Genomic DNA, 21,461 nt, shown 5'->3' on the forward strand with positions numbered 1-21,461 from the left:
ATTCAGGTTCGGCTCGCCGTGCGTGATTGTCAAGCAATTTAATTATCGGCGCAGCCCCTTGACCGTCGGAGAAAAACGGCGGCTAAATACAAATATATTTGCAGCCGTGAATAAATATTCAAATAAAGCGATCCTGTTGCCACTCCCGCAAGGCAGCTCACGAGGGACAGTTCATGAATGCTTTCCAGTACGACGCCACACAGATCCGCGAGCGTGCCCGGTTGATTCGGCGGCACATCATCACCCTGAATGCCAACTCGCCGGCCGGTGGCCACACCGGTGCCGACTTGTCCGAAGCGGACATTCTCGCCACCTTGTACTTTCGGATACTCGACATAGCGCCCGAGCGCACCCAGGACCCTGAGCGCGATATCTACATCCAGAGTAAAGGCCACGGTGTCGGCGGCCTGTACTGCACCCTGGCAGAAGCGGGCTACATTCCGCTGGACTGGCTGGCAACCTATCAGCATTTCAACTCGCACTTGCCGGGCCACCCCGTGCGTCAGAAAACCCCTGGCATCGAACTCAACACAGGCGCCCTGGGCCATGGTTTACCGGTGGCGGTGGGGCTGGCGTTAGCGGCGAAAATGTCGGGCAGCCGGCGGCGCATCTATGTGCTGACCGGCGATGGCGAGCTGGCTGAAGGTTCTAATTGGGAAGCGGCCATGTGCGCGGCCAAGTACAAGCTCGACAACCTGTTCGTGATCGTCGACAAGAACAAACTGCAACTGGCGGGCTTGACTGCCGATATCATGCCGCTCGACCCGCTGGAGGTGAAATGGCAGGCGTTTGGCTTCAATGTCAGCGAGTGCGACGGCCACGACCCAGCACAGTTGATCGAGCAATTGGAGGCTATGCAGGGGCGCAGCGGTGCGCCGCAGGTGCTGATTGCCCATACCATCAAGGGTAGAGGCGTTTCGTTTATAGAGGCGCGCCCAGAATGGCACCACCGGGTGCCCAAGGGCGATGAAATCGCCGCTGCGCTGGAGGAGCTGAGCCATGTCTGAAGCCGAGCATTTCGCAAGTGTCATGACCGACGCTTTTATCGCCGCAGTCGACGCCGGAATCGACCTGGTACCGGTGGTCAGCGATTCCACCTCGACGGCCAAGATCAGCCCCTTCGTCAAACGCTTTCCCGAGCGCTTGGTCAACGTCGGCATTGCCGAACAGGCGCTGGTCGGCGTGGCGGCTGGGTTGGCCTTGGGCGGCAAGGTGGCAGCGACCTGCAACGCCGCGCCTTTTCTGATCTCCCGCGCCAACGAGCAAATCAAGGTGGACGTGTGCTACAACCAGGCCAACGTCAAGATGTTCGGCCTCAACGCCGGGGCTAGCTACGGCCCGTTGGCCAGCACCCACCACAGCATTGACGATATCTCGGTAATGCGCGGTTTTGGCCACGTGCAGATCTTCGCCCCGGCCGACCCCCTGGAATGCCGGCAGATCACCGACTACGCGTTGCGCCATGTCGGCCCGGTGTATATCCGCCTGGATGGCAAACCCCTACGCCCCCTGCATAACGCTGATTACCAGTTCGTCCCGGGTCAGGTCGATGTCTTGCGCCAGGGCGCCGATGTAACCTTGGTCGCCCTGGGCTCAGTGGTCCACGAGGCGTTCGATGCGGCCCAGTTGCTCGCTGAACAGGGTGTCGCGGCGCAGGTACTCAACTTGTCGTCGATCCGTCCGCTCAACCGCGAGGCGTTGCTTGAGGCCCTTAGCGGCAAAGGCGGGGTGGTCACCGTCGAGGAGCACAATATCAATGGCGGGGTCGGCAGCGTGGTCGCCGAAATACTCGCCGAAGCCGGGCTGGGCGTACCCCTGATTCGCCTCGGCATCGCCGACGGTGAGTACGCGGCGGCGGGTGGGCGCGAAGCTACCCGCGCCTTGCACGGCATCGACGCCGCAGGCATCGCTGCCGCCGCGTTGCGCTTGCGCTGAGGGCCGGGCCATGAGTGATCGCACGCCCTTGATTCTGGCCATCGATGAAGGCACCAGCAACGCCAAGGCGGTGCTGGTCAACCAAAGCGGTCAAGTCGTGGCGCGGGCCTCGCGGCCCTTGAGCCTGACCCATCCGCAGCCAGGTTTTTCCGAGCAGGACCCCGAGGCGATCTGGGCCGCCACCCTGGCCAGCATCGAGGAATGCCTAGGCCAGGTGGCGCGCCCCATCGATGCCGTGGCCATCAGCAATCAACGTGAGTCGGTGCTGGCCTGGAGCCGGCAGACCGGCGCCGCGCTGGCCCCGTGCATCAGCTGGCAGTGCCGCCGTTCCCTGCCGTTGTGCCGCGAATTGCACGCCCAGGGCCATGAGGCAGGCGTGCTGGCCAAGACCGGCCTGACCCTGGACCCGATGTTTTCTGCCGGCAAGATGCGCTGGCTGCTCGACCACCTCCCCGATGGCCACGCCCGGGCCGCTGCCGGGGAAATCTGCCTGGGCACCATGGACAGTTGGCTGCTGTGGAAACTCAGCGGCGGCCAAACCTTTGCCACCGACCCCTCCAACGCCGCGCGAACTCAGCTCTATAACCTGCACAGCGGTGACTGGGATAACGAGCTGCTGGCGTTGTTCGGTATTCCCCGCCAGGCGCTGGCGAAGATTCTGCCCAGCGCAGGGTGGTTCGCCGACACCGTGGCGCTGGGCCGGTTGCCGGCCCAGGTGCCGGTGCTGTCCATGATTGGAGATTCCCATGCCGCCCTGTACGGGCAGGGCGGTTTTCTGCCGGGGCGGGTCAAGGCCACGTTGGGCACCGGCTCGTCGTTGATGACGCCCATGGCGGGCCCGTTGGCGTCGGCCCATGGCTTGTCGACCACTCTGGCCTGGCACGACGGCACGGCGCCGACCTTCGCCATGGAGGGCAATATCGTCCACACCGGCGCGGCCGTGCAGTGGGCGGCCAACCTCTTGGCCGGCGCCGAGCCCCTGGACGCGCTGGCCGAGCAGGCCGCCGCGTTGCCCGACAACGGCGGCGTGTATTTCGTACCGGCGCTGTCCGGGCTTGGCGCGCCCCATTGGCAGGCCCAGGCCCGTGGGGTGATCTGCGGCCTGACCGAGGCCAGCTCGCGAGCGCATATCATGCGCGCGTCATTGGAGTCGATTGGTTATCAGATCCGCGATGTGTTCGAGGCCATGGAGCAGGACATCGGCGAGCCGCTCAAAGAGCTCTGGGTCGACGGCGGCGCCACGCGCAACCGCTGGCTCATGCAGTTTCTGGCCGACCTGTTGCAACGTCCGGTGATCCGCAGCCTGTCGCCGGAAGTCTCGGCCCTGGGCGCCGCCCACCTGGCCGGCAAAGCGTTGGACCTGTGGGCCGACGCACAGGCCTTATTGGAACTAGAGCGGCCCCGTGAGCGCTTCGAGCCTGATGCGCAGCGGCTGTTGCACGGGCAATATGAAGCTTGGCAACTTGCGCTGCGGCGGGCGTTGGTTGCATAGAGGCAGCATTGAGGTGTAATGGGTTTTCTCTGTGCTAGTAAGGCCCGCGGGCAATACCCAATTCGGTCACCACTTAGAGCGAGGCCGCTGCCTAGTATGAAACACTCCAAGTATTTGCAGACGATCACCCCGAACCCTATAGGGAATCAAATAAGACCATTTAGGCACAGCCCACTCTAGCGTGTTTTTGACCCGGCCCTCACGGCCCATCGTAGGAAATTGCGCGAGGTGGTCGACGCTCGCGAATATTGCATCTGAGAAATCATCTGCAGCCTTTGGATTTTCAAGTGCGATGTAGTTAGCTTCTTCTTCCAGATTTTTAAGGGCTTTCTCTAGCCACTCAACCCGCATCCGGCCCCCTGCGCCGAGCGCGCATTTCGGCAACTTGGGCATCGCTCGCGAACTTACCTTCGTCTGCTTCCTTCACCGCTTGTTCGATCTGCGCGGTCAAAGTCTTTTCATGCTCGATGTAGTCACGAAGAACATCCATTGCGAGAAAGCTCGCGCTCTGGCCGTGGGTCCTGGCGAGGTCAGCGAGAGAGTTAGATAGGTCTTCCGGAAGGTTCAGCGATATACCGGTCATGACAACCTCGGCTGTAAATGGGTGGTGATGGGGTATGTTACACCGTCAATTCCCATTGGGAACCGACAGGATGTCGCCTAATATCTCCGAAGCCGATCAGCAAGCAGCTATCACCGCAACAACCCCTCCATCCCCGCAAAAATTTGCGCCATGGCCTGCAGGTCGCGGCCAGGGCCGCCGGCGCAGTGGCCCCAGTCCGATTGCAGTACCTGCACGCGGGCGCCTTTGATCAGGCTGGCTTCATGCCGTGCGTCCTCGACGGTAAAGTACAGGTCGCTGCTGCCGGGCATGCTCAGGGTGCGTGCGCGGATGCAGGCGAGGGCGCTGGCCAGGCTGGCGCCGTTCGCCGGTGCGGCGTCTTGCCAGGTGCGCAGGGTGCACAGCAGATCGTTGGCGTCTTGTGCCAGGTGGTCGCTCTCCCAGTACTCGAGCAGCGCCTCGACAGTGTTGAAGCCCAGCTCACGGTACAGGCCGTTACGAAAGAAGGCCTGAGAGTAGGCCCACCCCGCATAGACCCGGCCAAACGCACGTAGCCCTGCGCGTGGCGGCTCGCTATAGCGCCCGCGTTGCCACTGGCTGTCGGCGCACAATGCAGCTCTGACGCCTTCGAGAAATACCCAGTTGTGCGGCCAGCATTGCGCCGTTGCGCAGATCGGTAAAATACGCTCGACCCGTTCCGGGTAGCGCATCGCCCACTGCAGGGCCTGCATGCCGCCCATGGACCAGCCGCACACCAACGCCAGCCGCCATTCGCCAAATAAAGCGTCCAGCAGGCGGTGCTGCGCGTCGACGTTATCGGCCAGGCTGACCCGCGGAAAATCCGCACCGCGTTGGCCTGCCTTGGCATTGCTCGGGGAGCTCGACCAACCGGCGCCAAACAGGTTGGTCAGCACCACGCAATAATCGCCGCTGGCCAATGGGCTGCCCGCACCAAGCAAGGGCAAGCTGCCCCAATGCGTACCACCGTAATAGCTCGGGATCAGCACAATGTTGTCGCCGGCCGAGTTCGCGCGGCCCACGACTTGATAACACAACCGGGCGTCTTCGATCACCTGGCCATTTTGCAGGGGCAGGTCGCCCAGGCTCATGAAGTTCTTTTCTGCTATCAACTCAATCATTTAGCTCATTCCTCTATGCGTCACGGGCGCTGCACGCCCGGTTCAGCCAGGCCTGGCCGGCCGATTATATATACACGCTGGCATGTATATTGAATGAAGGAATCGTGCCAAGGCGCCTGACGCCACGACCTTATTAGCGGAGATAGCCTGCAATGAGCCACAGCCCGGAAGCGCAAAAGCTGAAAAACACCCTCTTGGCCAAAGGGGTGAAATACGCCATGGCCAGCTACGTCGACCTGCATGGCGTGATCAAAGGCAAATTCGTCCCGCTCGCGCACCTGGGGCAGATGCTCAACGGTTCAGAGTTGTACACCGGCGCGGCATTGGATGGTGTGCCCCAAGACATCAGCGACAACGAAGTGGCGGCCATGCCCGATCCGGCCAGCGCCATTCAGTGTGCCTGGAATAAAGAACTGGCCTGGTTCGCCAGTGACCTCTACCTGGACGGCAAACCCTTCAGCGCTTGCTCGCGCGGCGCGCTCAAGCGCCAGACCGACGCTGCCGCAGCCATGGGTTACACCTTCAACCTGGGCATCGAGACCGAATTTTTCCTGTATAAGGACACCGCTGACGGCGGCTTCGAACCCCTCAGCCAGCGCGACAATCTGGCCAAGCCTTGCTACGACCCGCGCGGGCTGATGGACAACCTGCACATTGTTGGCGAACTGGTCGAGGCGCTCAACGACATCGGTATGGATGTCTACTCCTTCGATCACGAAGACGCGAACGGCCAGTTCGAGACCGATTTCAAATACGCCGACGCCCTGACCATGGCCGACCGCTTCGTCTTCTTCCGCCTGCTGGCCAACGAAATCGCCCGCAAGCATGGGGCCTTCGCCAGCTTTATGCCCAAGCCGTCGGCTGATCGTACCGGCAGCGGTGCGCACTACAATATGTCGCTGGCCGACCGCGAAACCGGGCGCAATCTGTTCGAGCCCGACGGCGACGATGTCCATGCATGCGGCGTCAGCCAACTGGGCTATCACTTTATTGCCGGGGTTCTCAAGCATGCGCAGGCCATCTGCGCGGTCATTGCGCCCACGGTCAACAGCTACAAGCGCCTGGTGCGCAAGGGCAGTATGTCGGGGTCGACCTGGGCGCCGGTGTTCGTCTGCTATGGCAACAACAACCGCACCAACATGCTGCGCATTCCTTCCCAAGGCAGCCGCGTCGAGTGCCGGGCGGCGGACATCGCCTGCAACCCTTACCTGGGCGCGGCGTTAATCCTGGCGGCGGGTCTTGAAGGCATTCGCGACAAGCTCGACCCCGGTTTGCCGCACCGCGAGAACATGTACAACTACAGCGAAGCACAGGTGGCCGAAATGGACATCGAATGCCTGCCGCGCAATCTCGATGAGGCTATCGACGCCTTCGAAGCTGACCCTTTGTCGCGCGAGGTTTTTGGCGACGATCTGTTCCGTGCCTTCATCGACTTCAAGCGTGATGAATGGACGGCGTACCACACCCATGTTTCCGATTGGGAAATACAGCGCTACCTGAAGTTCTTCTAAATCGAACGAGGTCAGACCATGTCCATCAAGCCCCTGAAGACGCTGCTCTGTGCAATCAGCCTGGTGATGGTCGGCAGCCTGCCGATCACTGCCAGCGCCGAAGCTAAACAACAGTTCAACCTGGCATGGAGCATCTATGCCGGCTGGATGCCTTGGAAGTATGCCGATGAGTCCGGGATCATGAAAAAGTGGGCGGATAAATACGGCATCAAAGTGAACATCACCCAGATCAATGACTATGTCGAATCGATCAACCAATACACCGCCGGCAAGTACGACGCGGTGGTGCTGACCAGTATGGACGCGTTGTCCATTCCTGCGGCGGGCGGGGTCGACAGTACGGCGCTGATCGTGGGTGACTATTCCAACGGCAACGATGGCATGGTCATGAAAGACAGCGCCGATATGAAGACCCTCAAGGGGCAGAAGATTAACCTGGTGGAGTTATCTGTCTCGCACTACTTGCTGGCCCATGCATTGGAAAGCGTCGGCCTGAGCGAAAAAGATGTGAAGGTGGTCAATACCTCGGATGCCGACATCGTCGGCAGCTTTGCCAGCGAGGATGTGCGCAACGTAGTGACCTGGAACCCGCTGCTCGACCAGGTCGCCGCCGTACCGGGCGTGCATCGAGTCTTCGACTCCAGCCAGATCCCCGGCCACATCAAGGACCTGACCTTGGCCAACAGTAAGACCCTGGCCGACAACCCAGCGTTGGGTAAAGCGTTGGTCGGCGCTTGGTACGAGGTGATGGGCATTATCGCCAGCCAAACGCCGGAGGGTGGCAAAGCCCGTGCGTTCCTGGGCGAGGCGTCCGGTACGGATCAGGCCGGCTACGAGTCGCAACTCAAGGGCATGAAAATGTTCTGGACCCCGGCCGACTCGCTGGCCTTTATTGAAAGCCAGCAAGCCTACAAAGCGATGGACAGCGTCAGGCAGTTCTCTTTCGCCCATGGGCTGCTCGGACAGGGCGCGGCGAACGCTGACTTTATTGGTATTAGCCTGCCCAATGGCAAGTTGCTCGGCGATGCCAACAACGTCAAACTGCGTTTCGATACCACCTACATGCAAATGGCCAACGACAAAAAGCTGTAGGTTGAGCCTGCCACGGCGGTGTCACTGCGCCGTGGCCATGCCCTTGAGCCGATGAAGAGTCTTAATGCGCCGAACCAAAGAAGATGCCGAAACCACCCGCCTGAAAGTCATCGAAGCGGCGCTTGAATTGTTCAGCCAACACGGTTATTCCCACACCACCTTGGCCATGATCGCCAATGCCGCAGGCTTTAGCCGTGGGCCGATTTATTGGCACTTTAAAAACAAAGACGAACTGTATGAAGCGGTGCTGCATTATTCCCAGGCACCCCTGGAGCAATTGGTCGCGCAAAGTTTGGCCCTAGAGGCAACCCCCATGGATGCGTTGCGCTATTTCTGCGAGCAATGGTTCACGTTGCTCCTGGAGAACCGCTGGCACCGCCAGTCGTTCGAGATTCTGCTGAACAAAACCGAACTCACCGCGCAGATGTCGGGCACGGTGCGCCGTGAGCGCAAGCTTACCCGCAAGATCGTCAGCAGCCTGGAACGCTTGATTGCTCACGCGCAAGACTCAAAGCAACTGCCCGCACAGAACAGCGAACAAAGCGCCGTACTGTTGTACACCGCGTTAATGGGCGTGACCCATACCTGGTTGGTCGACGCCAAGTTATTCAGTTTGAAAAAGAATGCACCGGAGTTCAGCGAGCGATTGTTAAGGTTGTTGCATTAATGTTCTCTTCGTCCGTAGGAGCGAGCTTGCTCGCGAAAAACCTCAACCATAACGCTGATTTCCAGAAAGAACGCGGCGCCTGTTAGGTTTTCGCGAGCAAGCTCGCTCCTACAGCAGGGGGCAGCGGCGTATGCGGGGGCAAAATTTTTTTGTTCCTGGCCGGCAAAATACTTCAGTTACCCCATTGCTTGCCGAAAACAAAATTTAACGACCCTCACTCTGTACAGGATTTGCCGTGAACTCATTACTCGGCTCCGTAAAAGGCATGTTGTTGCTCTTGGTGCTGGCTTGCAGCGTGGGGTTTGCTGCCATTTTTGTTGGCGGTGTCACGGCCTTCGGGCAAATGGACCGGGCCGCCGTGCTGATGGGGCAGGGTAAGGACGTGGTGGCCGATATCCTCCCACCGCCGTTGTACGTCATCGAAGCGCACCTGACGGTTTATCAATTAATTCGCCACGACATCAGCCTGGCGGAAGGTCTGGCCAAGCTGCGGGCACTGAGAACGGATTTTGATACGCGCAACGCTTACTGGCTCAGCTCTAATCTTGACCCCACCGTAAAGAACAGCCTGCTGGGCGAGCAAAAACAGGCGTCCGACGCTTACTTCAGCCGCCTCGAAAGCAACTTTATTCCCGCCCTGCAACAGGGCGATGAGGCCGCCGCCGCCAAGGCCTTCGATCAACTCAAACTGGCTTACGATCAGCACCGCACTGGCGTCGACAAGACTGTGCAAGTGGCCAACGCTTATGCCAACGCACAACTGGAGGACATGAGTACGACGTCCAGCAATGCGCGCTGGGTACTGGGGCTGGTGGGTGGGTTAAGTACCTTGATCGCCTGGTTGATTTACCTGTTCGTCGCCCGTCGAGTCAAAACCATGCTGGGGGCCGAGCCTGCCGAATTGCTAGCGGAAATGGCCCGCTTTGCGTCGAGCGATCTACGCAACAGCGCTCGCCCAGCGATTGCCGGCAGTGTGCTCGGTGGGCTCGCCGAAGCCCGGGCGCGTATTCGCGGCCTGGTCGCCGATACCTCTGCCGGGGCGGAGTCGCTCGATATTCAGATCAGCAGCGTCAGTGCCGCGCTCAGGCAGCAAAAGGCCAATTCGGTGCGCTTGGCCGAATCGGTGGTCACCACCGGCAACGCCATGGAACACATCACCGGCACCATCGGGCACATCGCTAAACAGGCCGCTGCGGCGCAAAACTCGGTAGGCGAGGCCGACCACCAGGCACGCGCCGGCGACAGCGCGCGCCTGGAAAGCCTGGAAAGTGTGCAGCGTCTGGCCGTTTCCAGCCGGGAAACCCAAGCGTCGGTCACCGACCTTGGCGATCAGTCGGACAAAGTCAGCGGCATCGTGCAGACCATTCGTGACATTGCCGGGCAAACCAACTTGCTAGCCCTCAACGCCGCGATTGAAGCCGCCCGCGCCGGCGAGCAAGGCCGAGGCTTTGCCGTGGTGGCGGATGAAGTTCGTCGGCTGGCGGCAAGCACCACGGTGGCGACCCGGGAGATCGAAGCCTTGATCGATTCGATCCGCGCCAGCATCGAAGGCGCCGTGCAATCGATCCACAACAGCGAGGGCGACGTGGGCCTGGGCATCGACACCGTGGTCGCGGCCGGGGAGGCGCTGGTGGGTGTGCAAGAGCGGATCGCGGTCGCGAGCGGCTCGATGCTCGACATCGTGGCAGCCACCAGCGAGGTCACCGATGCTTCGCGTCAGGTCACCGACAGTATGGAAGAAGTCGCGCAGCTGGCCGAAGCCGGTAACCGCTCGGCGGCCGATACGGCCGTGGCGGGCGAGGCGCTACAGAATGTCTCGCAGCGATTACGTTCGGCGATGAAGGCGTTTGTATTTTAAGCTGCAGCCGGTCGCATCCTACCAGAAGGTCAAACGCTCATGAGTCAAGCCCTGAGCCCAATTGCGCTGATCATTCTTGACGTTCAGGACGCTATCGATCGGCCGAACTGGAACGCAAAGAACAACCCCGGCTACCTTGGCGTGATCCAGCGCTTGCTGGCCTTCTGGCGCTCGAAGGGCTGGCCAGTCTTGCATATCAAACACGATGAACAAGCGCCTAGCTCCAGCTATTACGCCCACGGTCCCTGGAATGCAATCAAGCGAGAAGTAGCGCCGCTAGCGGGGGAACCGGTCATCGTCAAACAGCAAAACTGCGCCTTTATCGGTACCCAATTGCACGCCACGCTCACGCAGATGCGGGTTAAACGTTTTGTGCTGGCGGGGGTGGTGATTCACAACAGTATGGACGCCACTGTCCGTGCCGGAAAAGCGTTGGGGTACAACATCGTCTTACCCTCGGACGCCACGACAGCAGTACCTGTGGTCGGTGCGGATGGAAAGTCTTGGGACGCGCAAACTGTCTATGAACTGACCCTGGCAATCCTCGGTGATGAGTACGCTGATGTCGTGTCGGCTGAAGAACTGATTGACCAACTTGCCTAGTGGGCAAAAAGATCGGGCGCATGGGTAGGAGGGGGGGGCCGCGAGGCCGCAACAGCGGCCGTTTTCGGCCGCGGTACTGATTTTGGCTGCTGCAGGCGGATACCAAGGAACCACATCTGCTCTCGAACCACTCAGGGAGCACTCTCTCTCGGTTCACAGAGGCCATCCCATGCAGGTCAATCGTCCCCCCAGCCCCCTGGTGCCCCACTCACTCCAGACTGGCGCCACCCAAACTGCCGCGACCTCCAGAACCCGGGGTACGGAGGCGTCAACCCAGTCTAAGCTGCAAGATAAGCTGACCCCCCGCAGCAAAGACTACCTCGCCCGGCTGCGCAGCCATGGCACGTTGCAGCAGCGCGCCATGGCCAATGCCGCCCACCTGGCGCTGGAGAAGGACGCGTTCATGGCCAACCCGGGCCGGGACAAGCCGGTTTCCCAGTTCGGCACCAGCATGACGCTGGACGGTAACCCAGGGCTGCTGCTGGCCAATTTTATGCCCCATGACGACAAGCTTGAGCTGGCAGCCCTGGCTTTTCGTGCGCTGCGTCTGTTCGAAACCAACGTTAAAGACATGCCCAGGGTGGCGCTTGAGCACGCTCGCGAATTGCCCGAAGCGTCGGTCCAAGCACAGCCCAATCCATCGGCGGGAAAAGCCCCGGTGGAACGTTCGCCGGAGCGTCCCCAGGGCGATATCGCGGCAGAACAGAAAGCCTTGAAAAAAGAGATCGATCGCTTTCAGAGCCAAACCATGCACCGGCAGATGGCAAGCAAGTTGGCGGATATGCGGGTCGATGACGGCCGTTCAACCAGCCGTATGACGGCATTGCCGGTGGCCCATGCCACCGTCTTGGGCGCGACGGTGAAACAGCTGGTCACTTCGCCATTCAAGCAAATGGCAGGCAAACGTGCAGAAGCGCCAGCCTATCAGCCGCCAGTTGCGTCCGGTGCCGCCGGTGAGGGTGCGCCGAGCATTCCTAAAGATCAGCAATATCAGTTCAGTAACGAGGAGTTCGCCAACTTCTATGAGGACCACTGGCTGCAAGACCCGAAGAACTCTGGGGAAGAAGCCGAGGCCCAAGCGCCTAGCCCTGCGCAGGCCAGTGCGCGTGCCGCGCCGCAGGCGGCCGATAACGGGCGAGCGGCGCGGCGCCACGGGCAACTGTTCGGTAATGACCTGGCCGCGCAACTGCACGCCCAGTTGAGTCAACTTGAGCAGCCATCCTCGGCTTCCACAGAAACGCTGCCGCCAAGCCGGCGACATGGGAAAGTCTTCGAGGCCAACACCGTGCAGGGGTTGAACGAGGCGCTCAAGCGCGATGAATTCGCCAGTGGCCGGCGCACCCCGCCGACGCCCCCGCCTAAAGACTAAGCCAGGCGCGCTAGGCTATTCTGCACGTCTGCTTACTCTCCAGGACCTTGTCGAATGCTTTGCGCAACACGCTTGAACGGCAAGCCGCTGTCGAGTGAACACTCAGGCGTGGTGGTGCCGTGGTGGAGTTTTACCAAAACGGTGCTGGCAGCGGCTGCGCTGACTTTGGTACGGGACGGCCTGATCGAACTCGATGCATGTATCGAGCAAAGGCCGTTTACCCTGCGCCAGTTGCTCAAGCACCAGGCCGGGCTGGCGGATTACTCGGAGCTGGCGGCGTACCACGCAGCCGTCGCTGAAAAGCAGGCGCCATGGCCCGCCGCCGACATGCTCCAGCGCCTAGACGCTGACACCTTGCGCTACCCACCGGGTGCGGGCTGGCGCTATTCCAATGTGGGTTATCTGCTGATTGCCCAACTGATCGAGCGAGTCACGGGCCTGGAGATCGAACAGGCATTGGCCGAACGGATTTTTTTACCCTTGGGCTTGGCCCATGTGCGGCTCGCCAGAACCCCGCTGGACCTGGCTAACGTTTATCCAAGCGCCATGGCTTCCTATGATCCCGGCTGGGTCTATCACGGGCTACTGGTCGGGCCCCTCGCAGAGGCGGCCGCGTTACTGGACTTACTGTTGGCCGGGCCACTGCTCCCGGCGTCGCTATTGGACGCAATGCAAGAGGCTATTGTCCTAGGTGGCCCGCTGCCGGGCAGGCCGTGGGCGGCGCCGGGTTACGGCTTGGGTTTGATGATCGGCGCTAGCCATGCCGGGCCCAAGCTTACGGGGCATACGGGCGTAGGGCCGGGCGGGGTGATTGCGGTCTACCAGTGCACGCTGGGGCATAACACGGCGACCTGTGCAGTGTTCAGTGCTGAGCATCAAGAAGGCGAAGTCGAGGCCCAGGCGCTCAAGCGGTTGCTGGCCGTTTTGGGCCACGTTAGCCAGGGTGCAAACCCCAGTGCTTGAATCAATCACCCTGCAATCTGCCTGCAGCGCGGACATTCCCGAACTCCTGAGCTTCGTCCAGGCGGCTCGGGAACAGATGTTTCCCAAGCTGCATGACACGCCCATGCCCGCTGACCTTGCCGCGTTCGAGCAGGTGTACGTGACGGGCCCAGGGTATTTCTTAGTGGCCCGCCGTGCCGATAGTGTGGTCGGCGTGATCGGCTATCTACCCTACGACCGGCGTTTTGCAGGCATCGACTATGTCGGGCTGAACGCCGTAGAAGTGGTACGCCTGTTTGTCTTGCCCGAATACCGCCGCGTTGGGCTGGCGAGGGCGCTGTACCAGGCGCTGCAGGCCCACGCCCGGCAGAGCGGGGTCGAGGTGATCTACCTGCACACCCACCCGTTTCTCGCCGGCGCCGTTGAGTTCTGGTATCGGCAGGGTTTCGAGCTGATCAGGGTCGACCCTGATAGGCTGTGGCAGACCACGCACATGCAGGTCAGGGTAGCGATCTGATCGAGCCGCGATCCGCGCACCAAGCGTCGCTTTCACCCGCGCTGCAACCACGCCTTGGCAATCTCTTCCCGAGTGGTGAACCATACCCCTCCCTGTTGTTGCGCATACTCAATAAACCGCTTGATCGCGCGGACTCGGCCGGGCCGGCCGACCATGCGCGGGTGCAGCCCGATGGACATCATGCGCAGGCCGTCGGCGGCTTCTTCGTAGAGCACATCGAAGCTTTCTTTCATGTATTCGAGAAAGTCCGAGGCCTGGGACAGGCCCGGCGAGTTCCAGTAGCGGAAATCATTGACGTCGCTGGTGTAGGGCACCACCAAGTGTTGCTTGCCTTGTACTTCGACGAAGTAGGGGACGTCGTCGTTGTAGGCGTCGGAGTCATACAGAAAGCCGCCTTCCTCGGCCACCAGGCGGCGGGTATGCACGCTGGCGCCATAGCGGCAATACCAGCCCACTGGGCGCTTGCCGCAGGTACGTTCGAACGACTCGATGGCCAGGCGAATATGCTCGCGTTCCTGTGCTTCGGTCAGGCGGAACACTTCTTCCCATCGGTAACCGTGGCTGCAGATCTCATGGCCGAGGGCGACCGCGGCCTTGGCCACCTCAGGGTTTTGTTCGAACGCCACTGCGCAGGCATGGAAGGTGGCCGGTACCTTGGCCTGTTCGAGGATGTCGAGAATGCGCCAGATCCCGACCCGCGCGCCGTATTCGTACATCGACTCCATGGCCAGGTTGCGCACGCCTTCGGGGAATTGATAACTGCCCCATTCGGTCATGCTCTCTTGGTCAGGGTCGCCCATGGCCAGTGAGCGTTCGGAGCCTTCTTCGTAGTTGATCACGAAGTTGATCGCCAGCCGCGCGCCATTGGGCCAGGTACCTTGGGGGCGTTGCCGGCCATAGCCGACCAGATCGCGTTGGGGGAACGCCATAAGAACAGTCTCCTGCACAGTCACTGAGGTTGGGGTAACCGCTGAGCCTTGCTCAGCAGTCGATATGTTTCAGGGCTTCGTGATCGGGGCCGTCGAGGGTCTGGCCGTCGCGAAACGCCAGGCCCATGGCCAGGGTCTGCGCGACACAGAACGCGGCGGTTAGCGAGCGAAAACCCAACAGTTCGGCGTCGTTGACCTCGATCATCACACTGGCCTTTTGCCCAATAGGGCTAAGAATGCTGTCGGTCAGCGCCACAATAGGCGTGCCAGCGGCCACCGCCTGCTGGCACGCCTCCACGGTTTCCGTGGCATAGGGTGGAAAGCTCACGGCAATCAGCACATCGTCACTGTGCAAGGCGCCGACCTGCTCCCGCAGGCTGCCGCCCAGGCCGCTGATATGAATGGCCCGGCGGCCCACCCGGCTTAAGGCATAGCTCAGGTACGCGGCCATCGGAAAGGAGCGGCGCATGCCCACCACAAAAATGCTCCGGGCCTGCTGCAGCAAGGCGATGGAGCGCTCCAGCGCTTCCACTTGCTGACCCTCGGCCAGGTGCTCCAGCGAGACAATATTGGCCCGGCTGAACGCCGCGAGCATGGCGCCGACGTCGGTGGGGTCGTCCAACAGCTGTTCGCCGCGATAGTGGCGTATGCGCTCTTTGAAACTGCTTCGCCCGGCCTGCTGCAACGGTTGCTTGAACAGCTTCTGCAGGTCGCTGAAACCGGCAAAGCCCAGGGCTTGGGCCAGGCGAATAAAAGCCGAGGAGGGGATCCCCGCCTGCTTGGCCAACGCCGCCACCGTGTTCAAGGCCACCTCATGGGGGTGCTCGGTGAGGAAATGCGCGGCATCACGCTGCCGAGCCGTGAGGCGGTCCTGCTGTTCAACGATGACCGAACGCAGCTCGGCAAGGGTTTGCGGTAAAGGCATAAAAGGCTCGACAAAATCAGTGGGCAAGCAAGTCGTTGATCGCCTGGTCGAGGTGTTCGACCAGCCGATGCAGCTCATCAGCACTGTTGTAGTGGGCGATCGAAACCCGCACTACGCCGCCATAGGGCGCCAGGCCTAACTGTTCGATCAGCCTGCGCGCATAGAAGTCACCAAATCGGATGCCCATGCGGTGCTCGTCGACGCGCCGCACGATGGCTTCGGACTGCACGCCCTCGACCACAAAGCTGATGGTCGGCACTCGCTCGCCGTCGCTGACGCGGGCTTTGCCGATGATACGCACGCCGGGTTTGGCCCGCAGGAAACTCAGCAGGATTTCGGCGAGTAAGTCTTCTTGGCGTTCAAAAGCATCAAATGCGGCCTGCATCTGTTCACGCGGGCTGCCACTGGCCCCCAGGCGCTCGCCGATGTCCACCAGGTAGTCGCTGATGCCGATGCAGCCGTAGGAGAGTTCGTAGTTAAGGTTGCCCGGTTGCAGCTTGTATGGGATCACCTCCTGGCCGATGAAAAAATGGTTCAGGCTGGGCAGCGCCAGCAGGGCGTCGCGCTGGCCCCACAGCACGGCGAAGTGCGGGCCAAAGGTTTTATAAAAGCTGAATACGTAATAGTCGGCGCCGCTGGCCTGTACGTCCACCAACCGATGCGGCGCATAGGCCACAGCGTCGACACACAGTTTGCCGCCCACGGCATGCACCCTGCGCGCGACTTCGGCCACCGGGTTGACGCTGCCCAGGATGTTCGAGGCATGGGTCATGGCCACGTAGCGGGTGTTCGGAGTCAGCAGCCGGTCCAGGTCATCGAGCAGCAAATCCATGCTGTGGGGGTTGACCGACCACACCTTCAAGGTTGCACCGCGCTCTTGGCACAGGCGCAGCCATGGGCCGATATTGGCTTCGTGGTCGCAATTGGTGACGATGATTTCATCACCGGGGTTGATCGAAGGCGCGATAGCGCGGCAGAGGATCTGTAACAGGTGGGTGGTCGAGCCGCCCATGACACATTCTTCCGGGTACTGCGCGTTGATCAGTTGGGCGACCGATTGGCGCGCCTGCATCACCTTCTCGCCGGCAGCCACCGACTCGCTGTAGGACGCACCCAGTTGCACGGCGCTGCTGAGCAGATAGTCGCTGATGCGTTCGGCGACGGGGCGTAGCACGGCCGAGCCGCCGGCATTGTCGAGGAAGGCATACCCGTCGCGCAGCGCCGGAAACTGGCTACGCACGTAATCGATGTCCAAGGCATTTAACGTGTCATTCAAGGGTTAGCACTCCAGAGTCTGATCAGTGGTGCAGGATGGCTTGCAAAAACGCTTGGGTTCTCGGCTCTTGCGGGGCCGTGAAGAACGCCTGCGGGTTGTTCTGTTCGACGATGCGGCCGTTTTCCATAAAAATCACCCGGTCGGCCACTTTGCGCGCAAAGCCCATTTCGTGGGTGACCACCACCATGGTGACGCCCGAGCGCGCAAGGTTCTGCATCACATCCAGTACCTCACCGACCATTTCCGGGTCCAGCGCCGAGGTCGGCTCGTCGAACAGAATCACCTGCGGTTCCATGGCCATGGTGCGGGCAATGGCCACCCGCTGCTGCTGGCCGCCCGACAACTGGCTGGGGTACTTGTGGGCGTGGGCGGCCATGCCGACTTTCTCCAACAGCACCCGGGCACGCGCTTCGGCGTCGCGGCGGGCCATGTGGCGCACCCGCACAGGCGCCAGCGCAACATTGGCCAGCACCGTCAGGTGGGGGTACAGGTTGAAGTTCTGGAAGACCATGCCCACTTCGCAGCGAATACTGGCCAGCCGGGCCCCGGCTTCGACCCGTTGCTTGCTGACTCGAATTTCGCCGTCCTGGTATTGCTCCAGCAGGTTGATGCAGCGAATCAAGGTCGACTTGCCCGAGCCCGAGGGCCCCAGAATCACCACCACTTCGCCCTGTTCCACGCTCAGGTTGATATTGTCCAACGCCTGGAAGGCCCCATAGAACTTGGACATGCCTTCTATTTCGATCACCGCACTCATGGCTGGGTCCTCTGCGAGCTGTTACGCCGCTCGACCCAACTGACCAGTTGCACCAACGGCAGCAACAGCAGCAGGTACATTACGGCGGCGCCTACCAAGGGCGTCGGGTTGGCCGCCAGCGCCTGGGCCTGGGTGGCCTGCTTGAGCAAGTCAGGCATAGCGACCACCGACGCCAGGGCGGTGTCCTTCATTACGTTGATGCAATTGCTGGTCATCGGCGGCATGACGATGCGCAGGGCCTGGGGCAGGATCACATCACGCATGGTGTTGAAAAAACTCATGCCTTGGGCGGCGGCGGCTTCGAACTGGCCGCAGGGTATTGCCTCGATGCCTGAACGAAAAATCTCCGCCGAATAGGCGCAAGACACCAGGGACAAGGCCGCTGCGGCGGCCGCAAACGACGACAAGCGGATGCCCACGAAGGGCAGCGCGTAATAGATCAGTACCAGCAGCACCAGTAACGGGATCGAGCGCAGCACATCGATATACACCCGTGCCAACCAGCGCACCGGCGCGTAGCCGTACAAGCGCAGCATGGCCAACAGCAAACCGCCCAGCAAACCCAAGACGATGCTCACCACCCCCAGCAGGACCGTCACGCCCAGGCCACGGAGCATCATGGGCAACGCATCGACGAACACCTTCCAGTTGAAGAAAGTTTCTAGCAACTCCATCGTGATTCCTTGTGGCTAACGGCGGTGAGGGCGGGCTGAGCGGCGCTGCTTATCTAAGGACCGGCACCACTTTCACGGTGCTGGAATCAGCGCCGGCATCGGCGCCAAACCATTTCTTGTGCAAGTCGGCAATCACGCCTTCTTTCTTCATGGCGCTGATGATGTCGTTCACCTGGTCGGCCGCCGCCCAGCCCTTGGCATGCATCAACGAATATTTCTCACCGGTGGGGATACGCGCCACAACCTTGTACTGCGGCTTGTCCTTGATGTAGTACAGCACCGCCGGAATGTCGCTGACGTAGCCGTCCATGCGCCCCGAGGCCAGGTCGAGCATGGCGGGCGACAGCCCTTCGTAACGGGACACGTCGCCGAACTTGTACTCGGCCTGATGGGCGGCCACCCACATGTCACCGGTAGAGCCGGTGTCGACCCCGACCACTTTGCCCTGCATGTCTTGCAAGCCTTTGATCTTCGACTTGGTGAGCACCGACAACGACTGATCGCTGTCGTAGTACGGCTGCGCGAACGCCACCGACTCCAAGCGCTTGGGCGTGATGGTGATGGAAGAAATGGCGATGTCCGCCCGCTTGGACTGCACGGCGCTGAACAACCCGTTGAAGGGGATGTTGATGAACTCGACGCTCTTACCGGCGCGCTTGGCGACTTCTTTCACGACATCGACTTCGAAGCCGACGATATCGCCTTTGGCGTCCTGGAACTCCCAAGGCACGTTGCCCACATTGGCCCCTACGGTCCAGTCGGCAGCCCAGGTAGAGGCGGAAAAGGCGGTGGCCACGGCCATGCTCAAGAGTACTTTCACGTTCATGTATTGCTCCCCGATAGTCAGTGAATCCAACAAGGCGCCGCGCAGCGTGAGCCGGCCATTGGGGATTCAGACTAGGGCTGTGAATCATATAATTCAAGTTTTTATTTTATTGAATTAAATGCTTCAGAGTGGTGCGTGGCGGGGTTATTTTGGTGCATAGGCCGGGTGGCTGGCACATGTGGCGCGATTTATAAGAATCGCGCCAAAAATCGCGCCAAAGCCTGGCGCGATTCTATAAATCGCGCCAAAATCGCGCCATGTGTCTAGGAGTTGCGCCGTCACCATGCCGAATACTGAAGAACTCCGAGCTGTAATCCAGCAAGCGCCCCAGGGGCTGACCGTGGCTGAAATACTCACACAGCTCCCTCACTTGGCCCGCCGCACGGTACAACGGCTGCTCAGCCAGATGATCGATCACGGAATTATCGCGGCCCATGGCGAAGCCCGTGCGCGCCGCTATCTGGCCGCTGGCGTGAACTACGTGGCTGAGGAGCCCGATAGTTTTCCGGCCGCTATTGCGCTTTCCGCCGACAGTGCCGATATTCTGGCTTACATCGACCAACCGGTTTCTTCGCGGACCCCCGTGGGGTATCAGCGCGAATTCCTCGACGCCTACCTGCCCAACCGTACTTGGTATTTATCGGAATCGCTGAGGCGGCGGTTGCACAACATCGGCCGCACCTCTGATCAACCAGCACCTGCCGGGACCTATAGCCGGGCCATTCTGAACAGACTGTTGATCGACCTTTCATGGGCCTCCAGCCACTTGGAAGGCAACACTTACTCCCGGTTGGATACCCGCGAGCTGATTGAGCATGCTCGAGCGGCGCAGGGTAAGTCAGCGCTTGAAACGCAGATGATCCTGAATCACAAAGCTGCGATCGAATTACTGGTGGAAAACGTCGATACGGTTGAATTCAATCGCTACACGCTGATGAACCTGCACAGCGCCTTGGCTGAAAACCTGCTGCCCAATGCCGCCGATGAAGGGCGTGTACGGCAGCATGCCGTGGATATCAGCCAAAGCGCCTATCGCCCATTGTCGGCTGCGCAACCTATTGAGCATTTGCTCAGCGAAGTGCTGGAGAAAGCAGAGCAGATCAATGACCCGTTCGAGCAGTCGTTTTTTGTGATGGTGCATTTGCCTTATCTTCAGCCTTTCGCCGATATCAATAAGCGCACCTCGCGTTTGGCGGCCAACCTGCCGCTGTTCCGCGCCAACCTTTGCCCATTGACTTTCCTGGACGTGCCAGAGGTTGCCTACAGCCGCGCTATTTTGGGCGTATACGAGATGACCCGAGTGGAGCTGCTTCGCGATCTGTATGTCTGGGCCTATGAGCGCTCAGCACAAGAGTATCTGGTGATACGCCAGGAGCTGGCAGAGCCCGATCCGATTCGCCTGCTATGGCGCGAGCTGATCAAAAGCATTGTTCATGAGGTCGTGTCGCAGCCTGAAGAAGACCCGCTGGGTATCATCCAGCAGGCGGTCGCGATCAAGGTGCCCGAGGCCGAGCGAGGAGGGGTGAGCGCGGTGATCGTCGAGGAGTTGCAGCGCCTGCATGAAGGCGTATTGGCGCGCTACCGCCTCAGGCCTTCGCAACTGGTGACGTGGCGTAATCGGCAGGGGTTTAATGGGTAGGAGAGCCCCCTAGCTCTCCTCCGGCCAGCCCCCGTTCCAATAAGCCATCCCAAGCAGCCATCACGTGCGTCACCGCCGCGTCTATCTTCTCCAACGGCACCCCGTCGCGGGCCAGTACCGAAATGCCCAGCATAAAGCTGTCGAACACAGTCGCCAACGCATCAGCGACCACGCTGGGGGGCAGCTCGCCACTGGCGATGGCCCGTTCCACGCAGGCCACGATGCCAGCACGGTTGATGGCGCGGGCCTGAGCCAGCGGCGCGGAAATGGCGGCGCTCTCGGCTGAACAGGCGCTTAGCAGGCCCAGCGCGACCAGGCATCCTTTGGGATGGTCGGTTTCACACTGCATCTTCGCCGAGCGCCGCAGCGTGAGTTCGATCGCTTGCCTAGGGGGCAGGCGCGTATCGAACAGGGCGTCGGTCACCCGGCCATGGGTCTGCAGATAGCGTTGCATGACCTCTTCGAACAACGCCTGCTTGGAGCCAAACGCCGCATAAAAACTCGGTGCGGTGATGCCCCCGCCGATGCTGGCCTTGAGTTGGCTGAGCGACGTCGCGTCGTAGCCGTGCTGCCAAAACACGTGCATGGCTTGGGTGATCGCGACGTCACGGTCAAAGGTGCGCGGGCGTCCCATCTGGGCCATAGATACCTCCTAGTGGATGAAATAGATACTAGTCGATACATAAATCATTGACCAGCCAGCAATGCGCGCTTACATTTATACCGATCAGTATATTAATCGGAGCAT

The 21,461-nt window shown here is 60.8% G+C and carries 21 protein-coding genes and 1 pseudogene; 12 read left to right on the forward strand and 10 right to left on the reverse strand.

Translation table 11 applies throughout. From position 1 onward, the window contains the following. Positions 1–173: 173 nt before the first annotated feature. Genes QCL65_RS09715 through QCL65_RS09725 form a run of 3 tightly spaced genes read left to right on the forward strand, consistent with a single transcriptional unit; the run spans position 174 to position 3,427 of the window. A complete protein-coding gene (locus QCL65_RS09715) occupies positions 174–1,007 on the forward strand; it encodes a transketolase (protein ID WP_407316000.1) in 834 nt (277 codons plus the stop codon). After that, on the forward strand, positions 1,000–1,935 hold the full coding sequence (locus QCL65_RS09720; RefSeq protein WP_407316001.1) for a transketolase family protein: 936 nt from the start codon (positions 1,000–1,002) through the stop codon (positions 1,933–1,935). Before QCL65_RS09715 ends, QCL65_RS09720 begins: the two co-directional genes overlap by 8 nt. Before the next feature lie 10 nt (positions 1,936–1,945). After that, the gene (locus QCL65_RS09725; RefSeq protein ID WP_407316003.1) at positions 1,946–3,427 is read left to right on the forward strand and encodes an FGGY family carbohydrate kinase; all 1,482 of its coding nucleotides are present in this window, start codon (positions 1,946–1,948) and stop codon (positions 3,425–3,427) included. Between the two features lie 66 nt (positions 3,428–3,493). On the opposite strand, the gene QCL65_RS09730 is transcribed toward QCL65_RS09725, so the two are convergent. From QCL65_RS09730 to QCL65_RS09740, 3 genes are all read right to left on the reverse strand, one after another. Further along, positions 3,494–3,778, reverse strand: coding sequence for a type II toxin-antitoxin system RelE/ParE family toxin (locus tag QCL65_RS09730; RefSeq protein ID WP_407316004.1), 285 nt, complete (start codon positions 3,776–3,778; stop codon positions 3,494–3,496). Continuing rightward, entirely contained in the window at positions 3,768–4,010 is a 243-nt protein-coding gene (locus tag QCL65_RS09735; RefSeq protein WP_407316005.1) for a CopG family transcriptional regulator, read from the reverse strand. The genes QCL65_RS09730 and QCL65_RS09735 overlap by 11 nt, the downstream gene beginning before the upstream one ends. 110 nt (positions 4,011–4,120) lie before the next feature. Then, positions 4,121–5,128: an alpha/beta fold hydrolase gene (locus QCL65_RS09740; RefSeq protein ID WP_407316007.1), complete on the reverse strand. Its 1,008-nt coding sequence runs from the start codon at positions 5,126–5,128 to the stop codon at positions 4,121–4,123. A gap of 152 nt (positions 5,129–5,280) precedes the next feature. Between QCL65_RS09740 and glnT the strand changes: the two genes are divergently transcribed. From glnT to QCL65_RS09780, 8 genes and pseudogenes are all read left to right on the forward strand, one after another. After that, complete coding sequence (gene glnT, locus QCL65_RS09745) at positions 5,281–6,639, forward strand: type III glutamate--ammonia ligase (protein ID WP_407316008.1); 1,359 nt, start codon at positions 5,281–5,283, stop codon at positions 6,637–6,639. An 18-nt stretch (positions 6,640–6,657) separates the two neighbouring features. Further along, the gene (locus QCL65_RS09750; protein ID WP_407316009.1) at positions 6,658–7,731 is read left to right on the forward strand and encodes a putative urea ABC transporter substrate-binding protein; all 1,074 of its coding nucleotides are present in this window, start codon (positions 6,658–6,660) and stop codon (positions 7,729–7,731) included. A gap of 64 nt (positions 7,732–7,795) precedes the next feature. After that, on the forward strand, positions 7,796–8,398 hold the full coding sequence (locus QCL65_RS09755) for a TetR family transcriptional regulator (protein ID WP_407316010.1): 603 nt from the start codon (positions 7,796–7,798) through the stop codon (positions 8,396–8,398). Between the two features lie 1,354 nt (positions 8,399–9,752). Beyond that, positions 9,753–10,256, forward strand: a pseudogene (locus tag QCL65_RS09760) (methyl-accepting chemotaxis protein); the annotation flags it as partial. Between the two features lie 39 nt (positions 10,257–10,295). Further along, the gene (locus tag QCL65_RS09765) at positions 10,296–10,859 is read left to right on the forward strand and encodes an isochorismatase family protein (RefSeq protein WP_407316011.1); all 564 of its coding nucleotides are present in this window, start codon (positions 10,296–10,298) and stop codon (positions 10,857–10,859) included. Positions 10,860–11,028: 169 nt separating this feature from the next. Further along, entirely contained in the window at positions 11,029–12,228 is a 1,200-nt protein-coding gene (locus QCL65_RS09770) for a hypothetical protein (protein WP_407316013.1), read from the forward strand. Positions 12,229–12,282: 54 nt separating this feature from the next. Continuing rightward, the gene (locus tag QCL65_RS09775) at positions 12,283–13,191 is read left to right on the forward strand and encodes a serine hydrolase domain-containing protein (RefSeq protein WP_407316014.1); all 909 of its coding nucleotides are present in this window, start codon (positions 12,283–12,285) and stop codon (positions 13,189–13,191) included. After that, entirely contained in the window at positions 13,184–13,687 is a 504-nt protein-coding gene (locus QCL65_RS09780; RefSeq protein ID WP_407316016.1) for a GNAT family N-acetyltransferase, read from the forward strand. The genes QCL65_RS09775 and QCL65_RS09780 overlap by 8 nt, the downstream gene beginning before the upstream one ends. Positions 13,688–13,719: 32 nt before the next feature. Here the strand turns inward: QCL65_RS09780 and QCL65_RS09785 are convergent, their stop codons facing one another. From QCL65_RS09785 to QCL65_RS09810, 6 genes are read right to left on the reverse strand one after another with little or no spacing between them, the layout of a single operon-like run. Beyond that, positions 13,720–14,616, reverse strand: a complete 897-nt coding sequence (locus QCL65_RS09785; RefSeq protein WP_407316017.1) for an allantoinase PuuE — start codon at positions 14,614–14,616, stop codon at positions 13,720–13,722. Positions 14,617–14,668: 52 nt separating this feature from the next. After that, positions 14,669–15,541, reverse strand: a complete 873-nt coding sequence (locus QCL65_RS09790; protein ID WP_407316018.1) for a MurR/RpiR family transcriptional regulator — start codon at positions 15,539–15,541, stop codon at positions 14,669–14,671. Between the two features lie 16 nt (positions 15,542–15,557). Further along, positions 15,558–16,817 carry a cysteine desulfurase-like protein gene (locus QCL65_RS09795; protein WP_407316020.1) on the reverse strand — a complete coding sequence of 420 codons (1,260 nt, stop codon included), beginning with the start codon at positions 16,815–16,817 and terminating at the stop codon, positions 15,558–15,560. A gap of 22 nt (positions 16,818–16,839) precedes the next feature. Then, a complete protein-coding gene (locus QCL65_RS09800; protein WP_407316021.1) occupies positions 16,840–17,574 on the reverse strand; it encodes an amino acid ABC transporter ATP-binding protein in 735 nt (244 codons plus the stop codon). After that, a complete protein-coding gene (locus tag QCL65_RS09805; RefSeq protein ID WP_407316022.1) occupies positions 17,571–18,248 on the reverse strand; it encodes an amino acid ABC transporter permease in 678 nt (225 codons plus the stop codon). The genes QCL65_RS09800 and QCL65_RS09805 overlap by 4 nt, the downstream gene beginning before the upstream one ends. Before the next feature lie 49 nt (positions 18,249–18,297). Further along, complete coding sequence (locus QCL65_RS09810; protein WP_407316023.1) at positions 18,298–19,074, reverse strand: transporter substrate-binding domain-containing protein; 777 nt, start codon at positions 19,072–19,074, stop codon at positions 18,298–18,300. Positions 19,075–19,357: 283 nt separating this feature from the next. On the opposite strand from QCL65_RS09810, the gene QCL65_RS09815 reads away from it, so the two are divergent. Further along, positions 19,358–20,713 carry a Fic family protein gene (locus QCL65_RS09815; RefSeq protein ID WP_407316025.1) on the forward strand — a complete coding sequence of 452 codons (1,356 nt, stop codon included), beginning with the start codon at positions 19,358–19,360 and terminating at the stop codon, positions 20,711–20,713. Here the strand turns inward: QCL65_RS09815 and QCL65_RS09820 are convergent. Beyond that, positions 20,703–21,356, reverse strand: a complete 654-nt coding sequence (locus QCL65_RS09820) for a TetR/AcrR family transcriptional regulator (RefSeq protein WP_407316026.1) — start codon at positions 21,354–21,356, stop codon at positions 20,703–20,705. The genes QCL65_RS09815 and QCL65_RS09820 overlap by 11 nt on opposite strands. Positions 21,357–21,461 lie beyond the last annotated feature (105 nt).

The sequence above is a fragment of the Pseudomonas sp. nanlin1 genome (assembly GCF_045571515.1).
Lineage (GTDB): Bacteria > Pseudomonadota > Gammaproteobacteria > Pseudomonadales > Pseudomonadaceae > Aquipseudomonas.

Bases quoted from the DNA above. Each gene is read 5' to 3' on its own strand.
- QCL65_RS09715 (WP_407316000.1), top strand. From the start codon at position 174: ATGAATGCTTTCCAGTACGACGCCACACAGATCCGCGAGCGTGCCCGG.
- QCL65_RS09720 (WP_407316001.1), top strand. From the start codon at position 1,000: ATGTCTGAAGCCGAGCATTTCGCAAGTGTCATGACCGACGCTTTTATC.
- QCL65_RS09725 (WP_407316003.1), top strand. From the start codon at position 1,946: ATGAGTGATCGCACGCCCTTGATTCTGGCCATCGATGAAGGCACCAGC.
- QCL65_RS09730 (WP_407316004.1), bottom strand. From the start codon at position 3,778: ATGCGGGTTGAGTGGCTAGAGAAAGCCCTTAAAAATCTGGAAGAAGAA.
- QCL65_RS09735 (WP_407316005.1), bottom strand. From the start codon at position 4,010: ATGACCGGTATATCGCTGAACCTTCCGGAAGACCTATCTAACTCTCTC.
- QCL65_RS09740 (WP_407316007.1), bottom strand. From the start codon at position 5,128: ATGATTGAGTTGATAGCAGAAAAGAACTTCATGAGCCTGGGCGACCTG.
- glnT (WP_407316008.1), top strand. From the start codon at position 5,281: ATGAGCCACAGCCCGGAAGCGCAAAAGCTGAAAAACACCCTCTTGGCC.
- QCL65_RS09750 (WP_407316009.1), top strand. From the start codon at position 6,658: ATGTCCATCAAGCCCCTGAAGACGCTGCTCTGTGCAATCAGCCTGGTG.
- QCL65_RS09755 (WP_407316010.1), top strand. From the start codon at position 7,796: ATGCGCCGAACCAAAGAAGATGCCGAAACCACCCGCCTGAAAGTCATC.
- QCL65_RS09765 (WP_407316011.1), top strand. From the start codon at position 10,296: ATGAGTCAAGCCCTGAGCCCAATTGCGCTGATCATTCTTGACGTTCAG.
- QCL65_RS09770 (WP_407316013.1), top strand. From the start codon at position 11,029: ATGCAGGTCAATCGTCCCCCCAGCCCCCTGGTGCCCCACTCACTCCAG.
- QCL65_RS09775 (WP_407316014.1), top strand. From the start codon at position 12,283: ATGCTTTGCGCAACACGCTTGAACGGCAAGCCGCTGTCGAGTGAACAC.
- QCL65_RS09785 (WP_407316017.1), bottom strand. From the start codon at position 14,616: ATGGCGTTCCCCCAACGCGATCTGGTCGGCTATGGCCGGCAACGCCCC.
- QCL65_RS09790 (WP_407316018.1), bottom strand. From the start codon at position 15,541: ATGCCTTTACCGCAAACCCTTGCCGAGCTGCGTTCGGTCATCGTTGAA.
- QCL65_RS09800 (WP_407316021.1), bottom strand. From the start codon at position 17,574: ATGAGTGCGGTGATCGAAATAGAAGGCATGTCCAAGTTCTATGGGGCC.
- QCL65_RS09805 (WP_407316022.1), bottom strand. From the start codon at position 18,248: ATGGAGTTGCTAGAAACTTTCTTCAACTGGAAGGTGTTCGTCGATGCG.
- QCL65_RS09810 (WP_407316023.1), bottom strand. From the start codon at position 19,074: ATGAACGTGAAAGTACTCTTGAGCATGGCCGTGGCCACCGCCTTTTCC.
- QCL65_RS09815 (WP_407316025.1), top strand. From the start codon at position 19,358: ATGCCGAATACTGAAGAACTCCGAGCTGTAATCCAGCAAGCGCCCCAG.
- QCL65_RS09820 (WP_407316026.1), bottom strand. From the start codon at position 21,356: ATGGCCCAGATGGGACGCCCGCGCACCTTTGACCGTGACGTCGCGATC.